Below are 14392 nucleotides of genomic sequence, written 5' to 3' on the forward strand. Positions count from 1 at the left end.
ACTAATGAGTGTATATATACTCTAATCACTTTTAAAGAACTTATTATTAATTTTTAACATATGGCTCGTATTTTGTTCTGTATGTTAAGCGTAGAATTAGAATCAACTTTTATCAAAAAAATATTATGTAAGCGCCTTAGGTATCTTAGCTATTTATTATATTAATAAATTACTCACTAATTGTAAGGTTTGCCTTGTTAGTCTCTTTAAGCGCAAACAAAATACATGCTATAATCGCGGCCTTTCCAAGTTAACAGTAATCTGTATAAGCGAAATTATTCATGAGCGAAAATAGTCACATTAAAGTCATCGTTGGTATGTCCGGCGGTGTTGATTCTTCAGTATCTGCATATTTGTTACAACAACAAGGCTACCAAGTAGAAGGCCTGTTTATGAAGAACTGGGAAGAAGACGACAATGACGAATATTGTGCCGCTGCAGAAGACCTAAAAGATGCGCAAGCCGTGTGTGACAAGTTAGGTATCGAACTTCATACTGTTAACTTTGCAGCTGAATATTGGGATAACGTATTTGAATACTTTTTAGAAGAGTACAAAGCAGGCCGCACGCCTAACCCCGATATTATGTGTAATAAGGAAATCAAATTTAAAGCCTTCCTAGAATTTGCTGCACAAGCACTCGGAGCTGACTTTATTGCGACAGGCCATTATGTGCGTCGTGAGCTTCGGGACGACAAATATGTAATGTGCCGTGGTTTAGATAACAACAAAGACCAGAGTTACTTTTTATACACTTTAAGTCATGAACACATTGCTCAAACGCTATTCCCTGTGGGCGATATCGCCAAGCCAGAAGTTCGCCGTATTGCTGAAGAGCAAGATTTAATTACACATGACAAAAAAGACAGCACTGGTATTTGTTTTATTGGTGAACGTAAGTTTAAAGACTTTTTACAAAAGTTTTTACCTGCACAACCAGGTGTTATTGAAGACACTGATGGTAATAACGTTGGCGAGCACGAAGGCTTAATGTACCACACACTTGGCCAACGAAAAGGCTTATTAATTGGCGGCATGAAAGAAGGCTCAGGCGAACCTTGGTACGTTGTAGACAAAGATGTCGAGCGTAACGTACTTATTGTTGGCCAGGGTAAAGACCACCCTCGCCTATATAGTAATGGTTTAAATGCTAACCAACTTCACTGGGTAGACCGTGTAGGTCCAAAAGGAACAACGCGTTGCACAGTTAAAACACGTTACCGTCAAGAAGATATAAACTGTACTTTGCTTGTTGGTGATGACGGTATGGCCCGTGTGTTATTTGATGAACCTCAAAAAGCGGTTACACCAGGTCAGTCTGCGGTATTTTATGCGCAAGAAGTTTGCTTAGGCGGCGGTATTATTGACTCGGTGATCAAGTAATGAATGAACACCAAGTTATGGCGCTTGCCGCTATGTGCCAAGCCGCTAAACAAGTACAAAAAATAGCGCAATACGGCAGTAATAATGAACACGATTTAGACATATTGCTGTCTAGTATTGTACAAACATCGCCAGCATCACCCGAAGATGTATATCAAGGCACTCATAATTTACGAGATGGCTACAAAACGTTGATGGAACAGCTATCAGCGGGCGCTCAGAAAGACGTTGAGATTGTAAAATATGTAGGTGGCTTAATGCAGCTTGAGCGAGCACTTAGCGCAAACGACAAAAGCTTAAACAAATTAGGTAAACGTATTGATGATATTCATCGTCGTTTAGACCATTTTGCTATAACCGATGACACCGTTGTTGCCGGTTTGGCAGATATATACTCGTCGGTGCTAAGCCCCCTTGGGCACCGAATACAGGTTTATGGTAAACCCGAGTTATTAAAACAGCAACTCACTCAAAATAAAATCCGCGCATTACTACTTGCCGGCATCAGAAGTGCAGTATTGTGGCGACAAATGGGTGGTAAACGCCGTCATTTTTTCTTTGCAAAAAGAAAAATAATCGCCATTGCTAAAGCAAAAATTTAATTATCGTTCAAACAAAAATTTAGGAGTTATTATGGAGCTTTCAGCGTTAACGGCTATCTCGCCAGTTGATGGTCGCTACGGCAGCAAAACCACTGAACTACGCAGTATTTTCAGCGAATTTGGATTAATTAAATACCGTGTAATTGTTGAAGTGCGTTGGTTGCAAGCGTTAGCTGCAGCAAGCGACATTAAAGAAGTGCCCGCATTTAGCGACCAAGCAAATGCACTTTTAAACGCTATTGTTGATAACTTCAGTGAAGCCGACGCGCAGCGCGTTAAGGATATTGAACGAACAACTAACCACGACGTCAAAGCCGTTGAATACCTTTTAAAGGAAAAAGTAGCTGATAACGCAGAGCTACATGCTATTAACGAATTTATTCACTTTGCATGTACCTCAGAAGACATTAACAACCTATCACATGGTTTAATGTTAACTGAAGCACGTGACAGCGTATTACTGCCATACTGTGACCAATTACTCAACGCCATCAAAGAAAAAGCTATTGAGTATAAAGCAGTGCCAATGATGACTCGTACGCACGGACAACCTGCTACACCATCAACTATGGGTAAAGAGTTTGCAAACGTATACATGCGTTTAAAGCGTCAACGCGATCAAATTGCGCAAGTAGAAATGCTTGGTAAAGTAAATGGCGCTGTTGGTAACTATAATGCTCACCTTAGTGCTTATCCAGATTACGACTGGCATACTCATGCAGATAAGTTTGTATCGAGCCTAGGCTTAACATTGAACCCGTTTACCACACAAATTGAACCACATGATTACATTGCAGAATTATTTGATGCAATTGCACGTTTTAATACTATTTTGCTTGATTTTGACCGTGATGTTTGGGGTTACATTGCCCTTAACCACTTTAAGCAAAAAACCATTGCTGGCGAAATTGGCTCATCAACTATGCCACACAAAGTTAACCCTATTGATTTTGAAAACTCAGAAGGTAACTTAGGTTTAGCAAATGCAATTTTTGCACACCTTGCACAAAAACTGCCTGTATCTCGCTGGCAGCGTGATCTTACCGATTCGACAGTGCTACGTAACCTTGGTGTGGGTATGGGTTATGCGCTTATTGCATATCAATCAACGCTTAAAGGTGTTAGCAAGCTTGAAGTTAACGAACCACGTTTACTTGAAGAGCTAGACCAGAACTGGGAATTGCTCGCAGAGCCTATTCAAACAGTTATGCGTAAATACGGCATTGAAAAGCCATACGAAAAACTTAAAGATTTAACCCGTGGAAAGCGCGTAAATCAAGAAATAATGGCTGACTTCATCGATGGTTTAGATCTTCCTGAAGTTGCTAAAGTAGAAATGAAAAAACTAACACCGGCTAATTACATTGGCCGTGCGGTTGAATTTATTGATGATTTAGTTTAATTATTAATCACCACTATCAAAAAGCGAAAGGGTTATCCTTTCGCTTTTTTTGTATATAAAGCAAAGCAATTACCGGCAGGCAAACGTATGTATCAATTAAAAATAAACGATTTATCTGAACAAGAATTTTTAACCCACTTTTGGCAAAAAAAACCTCTTTTGATCAAACAAGGGTTTAGTCACTTTGAAGATCCACTTGATGCAAACGAACTTGCTGGCTTAGCAATGGAAGACTCTATTGAATCGCGTATTGTTACAAATCACAATAACGACTGGCAAACCCATCAAGGGCCATTCGAGGACTTTGATTTACTCACAGAGGAAAATTCAACGTTATTAGTGCAAGCAGTCGACCACTGGCATCCAGAGGCAGCCCAGCTGCTAGAACCGTTCAGATTTATCCCTAACTGGCGCATTGACGATTTAATGATCAGCTTTTCTACCCCTAATGGTGGTGTTGGCCCGCATTTAGATCAATACGATGTTTTCATTATTCAAGGTGAAGGAAAGCGTCATTGGCGAGTTGGCCTACCCGACCCAACTCTTAAGCAATTTGCTCAAAATAAAAAATTATTGCAAGTTGAAGCCTTTGAAGCAGTCATAGACTGCATTTTAGAGCCCGGTGATATTTTATATATTCCACCAGGCTGCCCGCATGAAGGCTACGCGGTTGAAAATGCACTTAATTACTCTGTTGGATTTAGAGCACCAAATCAGCAAGATTTACTATCAAGCTTTGCCGATCATGTTATTGACACTGAAAGCGGTCAAAAACGCTACACAGACCACAACTTAGTTACAAGAGCCTCAAAAGGTGAGCTTACAAATAATGAAGCTGAAAAGGTTAAGCATCTTATCGCCTCAATGCTAGAAGATGATGGTCTATTCAAGCAATGGCTTGGCAAAACCTTAAGCCAACCCAAACATGAAATGGACTTGGCACCAGTAGAACCTGCTTTTACCCAAGATCAAATAGCAAACGAATTGGCAGAGCCAGATACTATTTTTGAACGTGTAGGTGGAACACGAGCAATTTATCAGCAGTGTGAAAATGAGCTTTTAGTAAGTATTAATGGTGACAATTTCACTCTTCCTATCGGGGACATAGCAGCAGTAAAATTACTAACGGACGAAACCGAGTTTAATACTAATGAATTAGCTAACACTCAAAATAGTCTAGTTTTTGTTCAGATGTTTACTATACTTGTTAATGAAGGCATTTGGTTTAACGCAAACCAAGAGTAACAAGTAGGAGGCAATTGTGGGTTATCGTATAAACAAAGTTGAATGGGATCGACAAAAAAATGAGTTGCAACAAATAAGGGAGCGCGTATTTGTTTACGAATTACATATCCCTAAACGCGTTGAATTCGATAACCTCGATGAATTAGCTTTGCATGTGCTTGTTACAGACGACAGCTTTTGTCCCGTCGCAACAGCCCGCCTATGTAATGATGGCTTAATTGGACGCTTAGCTGTACTGCCTGATCACAGAAACCGAAATGTTTACTGCTCGTTACTTAATTATATTTTTGACATAGCAGTAGAACAAGGTATTGAATCTATTAGCGTTAATTGTGTTCTACACGAAGTTGAACGATTTAAACGTAACGGCTTTATAAAACAAGGTAATGTGTTTATGGAGGCAGGTATACCTAGGCAAAGAATGAAATGCCCTGTTAGGTGTGCTGATACAACACCTTTCACACTAGTTCATTAATTAAGTTGTAAGGGTAATCAAAGATTGATTACCCTTTTTGGATTATTTTGGTTCGTGAGCCCACAGTTTGTCGTTATCGTATAACTCGTAAAGGCCATGTGCTCTTTTCACTAATAGGTTAGCAAAGTCTGCCTGTGTTTTATCGCGCGCGCCCGCACTCATTATCTGATCTGCTTTTAACTGCCATTGCAATGAAAAATAACGCATAGCATCACGCGCATCTGACGCTGCACCCACTTCAGCATGGTCTGTTGGTAATTGCCCTGTAACAACCCAATACGTTTTTCCGTTTTGCGCTTTAAATTTCCACATTGCGCAAATAGGGGCTAAAAACCTGCTGTCTTGCTCAACTACTGATTTAGGCATAATGCCTTTTTCTGCTAAATACTTTTGTGCTGTTTGAAAACATCCACGTTGCCATGCAACACGTTGTTGCTCAGCTAGTGCTTGCTCTTCAGGTGTTAATTGTTTTTGTTGTTGTTCCATTGTAATGACCTTATTACTTCTTTTTAAACACTGTAAGGTCTTAGTAAATAAGGTGCAAGCATAAAACAGGCTGCTTGCACTTTAAAAACTCTGACTGCTTTGTTTTTATACAAATTGCTATTTTATATTATGGTCAAACGAACCAACATCCCCAGGGAACACAACGGGCGACTCAAAACCATCATGACTAACAGATGAAATACCAAAGTAATAATTGTCTATTACTACATTCTCAAGTGTGAAATCAGAAACATTACCAACGTATTTACTAAACTGCCATTGCGGCTCGCTTGTGTAACGCCAATATATTTTATAACCGGCAATTGTGTCATCATTACTTTTTTGCCACGAAAACGAAGTACTAGCCTTTACTGCGCCAGTAATTTTAACGTCTTTAGGAGGGGCTGGAGCCCAAGCCATAGATGCCATAGTTACCGCATTGAGTGATGTTAGTTTAGCTGCATAATCAAAATCAACCCCGTCAATCGTATCGCCATATGTAATGCCATTTTCTGTGCGTAGGTCTTGGTGTTGACGATCATAATGCTCGTTTGTTTCCATTATGCGCACTGCTGCGAACCCAGCATCGTTAAATGGGCGATGGTGCCCGCCCCGTGCAAACCTATCTAGCCTGTAAACAAGCATTGTATCAAGGTTGGGGATGTACCTATCTGCAACAGTGTCAATATAACGGGCTAAATTTCTACTTGCAGAATCAACCTCACCACCCGTAAATCGACGAGTACGAGCCTGTGCTTTTGTTTCAACAACACGTGTACCTTCTGAAAAAATACGTGCGGTTGTATTGTCAGTCACTCCATTTATACCGGTAATATTGCCAATCATGTCATTATTTAAAACACCATGTACTTGCCAGTTATTCTTTTGAGCGTGCGCGGTTAAAATTTTACCACCAAATAACCCCTGCTCTTCCCCTGATAACGCAGCGTAAACGACAGAGCCATTAAATTTATATTTACTCAGTACGCGTGCCGCTTCAATAACACCAGCAACACCCGATGCATTATCATTAGCGCCAGGAGAGTCACTAGTAAAATCCATTACATCGCTTACACGTGAGTCTATATCACCCGACATCATCACCATTCTATTTGGTTCAGTACTGCCGCGCTGAATAGCAACAATATTTACCACCTCAACAGGATCAGGTATGCGTTTTTCGCCTGAAATAGTGTCTGATACCTCAATAATCTCTAGGCAACCACCACATTGTGCGGATATTTTTTCAAACTCAGCTTTAATCCAACGTCGAGCAGCACCAATACCTCGAGTGTCAGATTTAGTCTCTGAAAGTGTATGACGTGTACCAAAGTCCACCAGCGTTTGAATATCGCTGCCAATTCGCTCTGCTGACACACTTCCCGCAATATCATGCAGATTTTGTTGATCTTTATATTGCATATCAGCCGCAATAACGCCACTTGATGCTGAGCAAGCAAACGCAAGCATGCTTAGCTTTAATAATTTAATTGATGGTTTAAGCATTTATGTAGCTCCTTATTTTTATTGGTTTACAATTACCTATGTATTTGAATATCGCAATTAATTTGAGGTAGATACGAAAATAAGCACGCTAAAGCGCAGAAAAGAATAGTACTAATTCGAGTTCAATATAAAAATAGTTACCAAAGCTATAAAGTAAGGTAGCAGACCAAATATCCAAAGTTTTAACCCAAGCGTGTAATGCCTAAGCACTGTTGTATTCAACCTTGCACGAACTCTACTTTTATAATCCACAGCGTTACCCAACGCTAAATGCATACCCCCTAAAATTAACGCTAAATAAAGTGTACTGAACACGATTAAATTATTTCTAACGGAATCAGTAAGTAATTTTACATAATCAAAACAAAAGAAAAGAGCTAATAAACCAATATAAATAGATAGCACCATACCGATTAGGACACTCGCCTTGTGCCCCGTGTACGTATTATTTGGGTCAACTTTTTTCAACCATTGAGCACACACAAAATGTAAAGCGCAAATAAACGATCTCATCTTCTACCCTAGAATTAATGAGTAAGTTGGATATTGTTATAACCTATAAAATGGTCATGTAACCCCACACTTAGTAACACCCCAGCAGAAAACATAAATATAAGTATAAACACCACACAATTAACGGCTGTGCTTGTTTGCATACTAGTAGAAAAAAAATGTAAACATAAAGCCAAAACAACAGTGAATATTGCAAACTTGTTGAATACAAAATAGCTGGGTATTTCAAATGCCCACAATGACGTTTCATTTATAAATTGCCTGTAACCATAAAATACAAAGGCAATAGCACCAACTAAAGCAACGGTGAAAGTAATTAGCGTGATGTCTAAAGCCATATTTTTATAAATAAGCAAATAACCGAGTCGAATTGAGTAAATAAAAATAGCGAGCCAAATTAACAGCACAGGGCCTAAAATTAATCCCATTTTTCTCTCCTTGAATGTTTTAAATGATTTAATTTAAACCCAAATACTACACGGTAAAGCAAATCAATAAACTTATAACCAAATAACTTAAGTAAACTTTTTATTTTCGTGCCAAACTAAGAAACTTAGATTCTGGATAATAGAGCGATCCCAAGCACCTATTGCCGGTAAATTCGCCTTGTTTTTATTAAAAATCCCAGACTAGTAAAATTTAATTATCATCATGATTTAACACGTTAGTAAATCACTTAATCAGAGTTCCGATTAAGTAGTCAATTTAAAAAGTAAGAGTATGCGCCAGTTAAAAAATGAAACGTTAAAATGTAACCTTGTACAATTTAAGCAAACCACGCTTGGTCCTATCTATGTTTATGAAAACGCGCAATACCGTTGGTTAACACTAGACGAAAAACGTGAACAAGATGCTGTTATTCAGGGCGTAATGAGTAAAAGCAAATCAGAGCAAGTTTTGGTACCTGTAAATCAGAGCATGCTCCTGTTTTTATTAAAACCAGTAACCAACCTTAAAATGTTAAATTTAGGGTTGGGAACCGCGGGCGTTGAGCGAGTTATCTATTATCTATTCAATAAAACAAAATTTTTAAATACTCTACACACCTTTAACACCGTTGAAATTAACCCTGATGTGGTTGAAATTGCACAAACACATTTTTATTTGCCAAAACCGCACTCTGTATTTTTACAGTCAGCAGAGCAATTTATTCAGCAATGTAAAATTAAATACGATGTGATCACCATCGACATATTCAGTGGAGAGTACCACCAGCCATTTTTAAACAGCGCTCTTTTTTGGCAAAATATGACGCGCTGTTGCAATTCAAGCAGTCAAATAACACTCAACTTAAACCCTAAAACAGGTCAAGAGTTACAGCTGTTGTTGGCCTTGTTAAGAAAGTACTTTAAAGCAATCGCACTTGTTGAATTTAATGAGTATAAAAACATTGTTATTGTTTTAAGCCCTAGCTCACTAAAACACATTAGCGTCGACAATATTCAAGATTCTGACGTTTTTAAACATCTTGCTCCCAATTTATATCAAGATATTAATCATATTTACCACATTGAATCTTTTTAATTAGCGACCGGGTTCATGCTTTTCATAGCAAGGCAAACTGGTTTCTAACTGTTCCCAATTCGCTTTTGATGTAACAAAATTATGAGATATAGGTTTTTCTGCAATATCTGAATCCAGTAAACCTAATCGAATACGAAAACGGCTTTTATCACTGTTATTTTCGCTATAAATAGGCGAACCACAGCAGGCACAAAAATACCGTGTTCTACCGGGTTTAAACGCGTATCCACTTAATGAGTCTTGCCCTTGAGTGATTAAAAACTCATCAGCGTTTACAAAACCATTTGTAGCAAACGCTGTTCCGCTATTTTTTCTACACAAAGAACAGTGACAGTGAATAATACTGGTAATATTGCCTGTAATTTTCACATTTACTTTTCCACACAAACAAGAGCCTAAATACATAACACTTCCTTATTAATTTCAAAAATAAGCACAGGCGTATGTTAACTATAAAGTTATTTGATATGAATAAGTTTTAGTTATTTACTGAGCGCGACTACAAAATTTATATAGCTTTTGCTTAAACTTAAGCGCGTTAAATTTTTTTGGTTTACAATAAATCAGTTATTGGTTATAAATAAACCGTAATTTGGTAATGTAAAACTTAAGTCATTCAACAAAAAATTATTACCAATAACCATTTTTTCCTGTTTATGCTATCAATAACAATTAAATAAAGAGCAAACAATGCGCCATAAAAACGTTCTTCTGCCAATGTGGTTAATCACATTAGTAGCATGCAGCCAAAATCACCAACACCCTTCCACAAATCAATGGCTGTTAATCGATAATTTTGAAACGCAAACGCTAACATGGCAAAAAGCTGATACTGACAATCAAACCAATCCATACATAGCCAACCCACAAGTGACAAAAATTTCACGAGAGGCTGAATCCTCAAATCATTACTTATTAAAAAAACCAGCCGCCGAAGGCATTATTGGTAATCGAAAAGCACTCAGTTTTACTAAGCTACCAAAAGTAGTTGAAGTGGGAGAAACTTATACATTTTTTACGCGCATAAATGTAGAAACGTTTCCTAACAATCACGCTTTTGGCTTAAGTAACTTACAACCCAATGAAATTAAAAAGCATGGTTACAATGCGTTTGAACCTACCTTACGTGTAACAGACAAAGCCGAGTCGAATGGATTTAAAAACGATGGCGCTTTAATGGTCAAAACAGATAAAGGTTATAGCAACATTCAAAACTACAACGCCGCCCAATCAGCAAAGCCCCTTAACACAAATCAATGGTACAGCATCTGGTATGTAGTGAATAACGCGCCTACAAAAATGCAAGGCCAACAATACAATGTGTATGTTCAAGGCGGTGAGTTTACAACGCAAACACTCGTGTATAAAAATGCAAAATTTAGAATGAGACGTGAACAACCACTTATTTACTTTTTGGCAAACACAAATACTGGTCCGGCTAAAAAGCCCTATGGTAACGGCGGTTTAAAATACGACGACTTATATATGAGCCGAGGCATTAACCTTTCAAACCCTGTTAGATAAAAAGCCTGTATAAGTAATAACTAACCTGAATTTTAGATATAAAATCTCTCAACTAAAGCTCATGTTAGTTAATACAAAACTGCATTTAAAAATACTTAAATGGTATGATACGTCACATTATTTGCTATTTAAGTTTTTAAAATGTATCGACTCTTTGAAAGAATGACCAACGCATTTCCTGAGGAAAAACCCACTCAGCCGCCTTCTACTTTATTTGCGTTTTGCCGCCATTACACTAAGGGCATGGAACTCTCGTTAGTGCTTATGTCGATAAGTGCAGCGCTGTTAGCTATTTTAGAAGTATCGTTATTTAGTTATATGGGCCAATTGGTTGATTGGCTAAGTACCCATACACCACAAACCCTATTTGTAGAGCAAAAAACTGAACTAATAAAAATGGCTGTTATGCTGTTAGTCGTTTTGCCTATTGTGGTGTTTTTTCATGCCGCTATTTTGCATCAAGCCTTATTAGGTAATTACCCTATGTCGATTCGCTGGTCAGCGCATCGGTATTTACTACGCCAAAGTGTAAGCTTTTATCAAAATGAATTTGCAGGGCGCATTGCTACCAAAGTAATGCAAACGTCTTTAGCCGTTCGCGAGGCGGTAATGAAACTGCTTGATGTACTTATGTACATAGTGGTTTATTTTGGCGCTATGGTGTTTTTAGTGGCTGAAGCAGACTGGCGCTTGATGATCCCTTTGCTTGTATGGCTTGCCTTATATGCTTCAATACAGGTTTACTTTGTGCCTAAACTTAAAAAAATTGCCAGCTCACAAGCCGATGCGCGATCAGAAATGACGGGCCGTATTGTTGATAGCTACACTAACATTTCAACTATTAAACTTTTTTCGTACACCCAACGCGAAGAGCAATACGCCAAGCAAAGCATGGATGTATTTTTACAACCCGTATATAAACAAATGCGCTTAGTAACCAGCCTTAACTTTGCTATTAATACGCTTAACTATTTATTGGTATTTAGTGTTGCCGCATTATCGCTTTACTTATGGTCAATGAGTGCAATTAGTGCTGGCGCTATAGCCGTTGCAGTTAGTTTATCGCTTAGATTAAACGGTATGGCGCAGTGGATCATGTGGGAAATAAGCAGCCTGTTTGAAAATATTGGCACCGCAACCGATGGTATGAAAACATTATCAAACCCAATAAAAGTAGACGATAAACCAAACGCAAACACCCTTGAAGTAACCCAAGGCAGTATTGAGTTTAAAGATATACATTTTAATTATGGCAAAGCCGCCAACGAAACTAACCGTGGCCCGGTAATGAATGGGTTAAATCTTAATATTAAACCCGGTGAAAAAATTGGTTTAGTTGGCCGCTCTGGCGCGGGTAAATCAACGCTTGTTAACCTACTGCTGCGCTTTTATGATACCGACTCTGGCACAATTAAAATTGACGAGCAAAATATTACTGACGTAAGCCAAGAAAGTCTTCGCCGCTATATTGCTATGGTAACGCAAGACACTTCTCTGCTTCACCGCTCTGTTAAAGATAATATTTTATACGGTCGCCCCGACGCGACCGAAGCTGAAATGTTAAACGCCGCAAAACAAGCTAAAGCGCTCGATTTTATTAGCGATTTAGAAGACTCAAAAGGCAATAAAGGGTTTGAGGCACAGGTTGGCGAACGTGGTGTAACGCTATCGGGTGGTCAGCGCCAACGTATTGCCATTGCACGAGTGTTACTTAAAAATGCCCCTATTCTTATTTTAGACGAAGCGACCAGCGCACTTGATTCAGAAGTTGAAGCGGCTATTCAAGCAAGCCTTGATGATTTAATGACAGGAAAAACGGTTATCGCTATAGCGCATAGGCTGTCTACCATTGCACAAATGGATAGACTCATCGTGTTAGATAATGGTGGCGTCGTTGAGCAAGGCTCACACGATAAACTCATTGCACAAGGGGGCATATATGCAGGCCTTTGGGCTCATCAAACTGGTGGATTTATTGGGGTAGAATAACACTTAATACAAAAAACCGACGTAGTAGTACTAACACTAAAACGTCGGTTTTTATTTATTAAGCTACTAAACGAAAACCTATTAGTACCAACATCACAATGTTGGCAATAAAGCTAATTAAAAAGAAATACGTACGCGGGCTTGGGTTTTTCTCTGTTGCAATCACATAGTATAAAATCATGTGAATTAAACGCGCAACGACATACACCCACACACACATTGCAAAAATTGCGCTTTGGTAATTAATTACAAATGCAAATAACACCGTGCCTATAAATAATGCGCTATTTTCTAATGTATTTTGAAACGTACGGTACGCTCTAAATATAAAGCTATCGTGCGATAAATCGTCGCTAATTTTACCCGGCACAGCACCGGGCTCCTTGGCCTTGCTAAAGGTCGCAACACCCCACTGCACCACCAGCATAATTAAGTAAAAGTAGAACCCTAAATAAGCAGATAAAGACACGTCATTCATTGTTAAATCCTTTATTTTAAAACTAAGTAATTAAAGCTGCATTACTTGTGCAAATTAAATACCAAATAAAAACTCTATTTATTCAGTAGCTTGCAATATGTTGGAAATTACTTTTGTAATAACTACATATTACCAAGTGCCATTTTACAACGGGCTTTTTAAGTTCTGAGGTTTAAAGTAATACACACAACGCCATGGTCAGTGGTTAAGTCGTCTCGCTCATATTCGGGGTTAATTAAATGCCTGTCGTACGTATTATGGTTACTTACTTCAAAAAAACTATCATCGTAGCTTGGGTCAAACTCGCACGACAGTAAAATATAATCAAGCACTGAGCTGCTTGTACCAAAGTAGTGAGTTGCTTTACGCGTTAGTGGTGCTGTTTGAGCAGTGTTTTCACCATCACTGTTACTTGCTTGCTGAGCATCATCAGCGGTAATTACTAGTTTTTCAAATAATGCCCACGAGTCATACAAACAGTACTTAGCTAGGTAGGCTTTGGCATCCATTGCGGGTGCAAACCTTAATGTATTGGTTAACAGGTGGTTAAGTACACCATCAGAAAGGTCGTTGTTAAAATCGCCCATTAATACCATGGGGTTTTGAGTCACTTCTCGTCGGGTGATCATTTGTATCATAATTAAAGTCGCTTCGCTGCCGCGTTGAATTGTTGAGCCCCAACTCCCTGCTACATTCGCTTTTAAAATATCGACAATGTTTTGCTCGGCTGTTACCGCTTTATTGTGTTCGTCTACCTCAAGCATGCCCCGCTTAGATTTAAAGTGTACAACATAGCAATCTGTATCTCCTAAGTGAGGTAACGTAACTGTGGCCCTGAGTACTTTACGACTAAATGAAAACGCCTGTGTTAAACCAAGTGAGCATGCTAGTTCCTCATCATGCTCCACTGCTATTACATCAACAATCGGGTATTTAGAGGCAATACCAACAACAGGGTGCTTAAAAATAAAATCATCTATAACATGGGGTTTATCAACTACAGCAAAATGGTTATAACCTTGGTTTAGCATTAATTCTTTAAGTGACTCAATACTAAATATTTCCTGAAAACCAATTACATCGGGCTGCTGCTCGTTTATGTATTCGGTGATCCAGCGCTGTTTTCTTGCCCATTGTTCAGCGGTGTATATGCGTTCAAACTCATAATAAGCGTTAGGTGGTTCAAGGTAGTTAAACAAATTAAAGGTGGCTATTTTAAGCTCGGTATTATTAATTACAGGCTCTGTGGGCAAGTTGACTGAGTCG

General features: G+C 38.6%; 14 protein-coding genes. 8 read left to right on the forward strand and 6 right to left on the reverse strand.

Annotated elements, in window-relative coordinates; genetic code table 11:
- Positions 1 to 281 precede the first annotated feature (281 nt).
- From mnmA to PS1M3_RS08795, 5 genes are all read left to right on the forward strand, one after another.
- Complete coding sequence (gene mnmA / locus PS1M3_RS08775; protein WP_008127289.1) at positions 282 to 1382, forward strand: tRNA 2-thiouridine(34) synthase MnmA; 1101 nt, start codon at positions 282 to 284, stop codon at positions 1380 to 1382.
- Positions 1382 to 1984, forward strand: coding sequence for a high frequency lysogenization protein HflD (hflD, locus tag PS1M3_RS08780; RefSeq protein WP_008127287.1), 603 nt, complete (start codon positions 1382 to 1384; stop codon positions 1982 to 1984). The genes mnmA and hflD overlap by 1 nt, the downstream gene beginning before the upstream one ends.
- Before the next feature lie 31 nt (positions 1985 to 2015).
- Positions 2016 to 3386 carry an adenylosuccinate lyase gene (gene purB, locus PS1M3_RS08785; RefSeq protein WP_006792839.1) on the forward strand — a complete coding sequence of 457 codons (1371 nt, stop codon included), beginning with the start codon at positions 2016 to 2018 and terminating at the stop codon, positions 3384 to 3386.
- An 87-nt stretch (positions 3387 to 3473) separates the two neighbouring features.
- Entirely contained in the window at positions 3474 to 4631 is a 1158-nt protein-coding gene (locus PS1M3_RS08790) for a cupin domain-containing protein (RefSeq protein WP_008127281.1), read from the forward strand.
- A gap of 16 nt (positions 4632 to 4647) precedes the next feature.
- On the forward strand, positions 4648 to 5106 hold the full coding sequence (locus PS1M3_RS08795) for a GNAT family N-acetyltransferase (protein WP_008127279.1): 459 nt from the start codon (positions 4648 to 4650) through the stop codon (positions 5104 to 5106).
- Between the two features lie 42 nt (positions 5107 to 5148).
- On the opposite strand, the gene PS1M3_RS08800 is transcribed toward PS1M3_RS08795, so the two are convergent.
- From PS1M3_RS08800 to PS1M3_RS08810, 3 genes are all read right to left on the reverse strand, one after another.
- Entirely contained in the window at positions 5149 to 5592 is a 444-nt protein-coding gene (locus PS1M3_RS08800) for a DUF4826 family protein (RefSeq protein WP_006792842.1), read from the reverse strand.
- Between the two features lie 117 nt (positions 5593 to 5709).
- Positions 5710 to 7098: a M28 family peptidase gene (locus PS1M3_RS08805; RefSeq protein ID WP_008127277.1), complete on the reverse strand. Its 1389-nt coding sequence runs from the start codon at positions 7096 to 7098 to the stop codon at positions 5710 to 5712.
- A 527-nt stretch (positions 7099 to 7625) separates the two neighbouring features.
- On the reverse strand, positions 7626 to 8039 hold the full coding sequence (locus tag PS1M3_RS08810) for a hypothetical protein (RefSeq protein WP_138741000.1): 414 nt from the start codon (positions 8037 to 8039) through the stop codon (positions 7626 to 7628).
- 292 nt (positions 8040 to 8331) lie between these two features.
- Between PS1M3_RS08810 and PS1M3_RS08815 the strand changes: the two genes are divergently transcribed.
- Positions 8332 to 9135, forward strand: a complete 804-nt coding sequence (locus tag PS1M3_RS08815; RefSeq protein WP_138741001.1) for a hypothetical protein — start codon at positions 8332 to 8334, stop codon at positions 9133 to 9135.
- On the opposite strand, the gene PS1M3_RS08820 is transcribed toward PS1M3_RS08815, so the two are convergent.
- A complete protein-coding gene (locus tag PS1M3_RS08820; RefSeq protein ID WP_008127269.1) occupies positions 9136 to 9540 on the reverse strand; it encodes a GFA family protein in 405 nt (134 codons plus the stop codon).
- Positions 9541 to 9825: 285 nt separating this feature from the next.
- Here PS1M3_RS08820 and PS1M3_RS08825 point away from each other — a divergent pair, with 285 nt between their 5' ends.
- Together PS1M3_RS08825 and PS1M3_RS08830 are read left to right on the forward strand one after the other, a co-directional pair.
- Positions 9826 to 10659: a hypothetical protein gene (locus tag PS1M3_RS08825; RefSeq protein ID WP_138741002.1), complete on the forward strand. Its 834-nt coding sequence runs from the start codon at positions 9826 to 9828 to the stop codon at positions 10657 to 10659.
- Between the two features lie 141 nt (positions 10660 to 10800).
- Entirely contained in the window at positions 10801 to 12648 is a 1848-nt protein-coding gene (locus PS1M3_RS08830) for an ABC transporter ATP-binding protein (protein ID WP_033025012.1), read from the forward strand.
- 58 nt (positions 12649 to 12706) lie between these two features.
- Here PS1M3_RS08830 and PS1M3_RS08835 read toward each other — a convergent pair whose 3' ends face one another.
- Positions 12707 to 13126, reverse strand: coding sequence for an MAPEG family protein (locus PS1M3_RS08835; protein ID WP_008127262.1), 420 nt, complete (start codon positions 13124 to 13126; stop codon positions 12707 to 12709).
- Between the two features lie 158 nt (positions 13127 to 13284).
- Entirely contained in the window at positions 13285 to 14325 is a 1041-nt protein-coding gene (locus tag PS1M3_RS08840) for an endonuclease/exonuclease/phosphatase family protein (RefSeq protein WP_138741004.1), read from the reverse strand.
- Between the last annotated feature and the right edge of the window lie 67 nt (positions 14326 to 14392).

It is taken from the genome of Pseudoalteromonas sp. PS1M3 (genome assembly GCF_016865405.1).
GTDB classification, from domain to species: domain Bacteria; phylum Pseudomonadota; class Gammaproteobacteria; order Enterobacterales; family Alteromonadaceae; genus Pseudoalteromonas; species Pseudoalteromonas marina.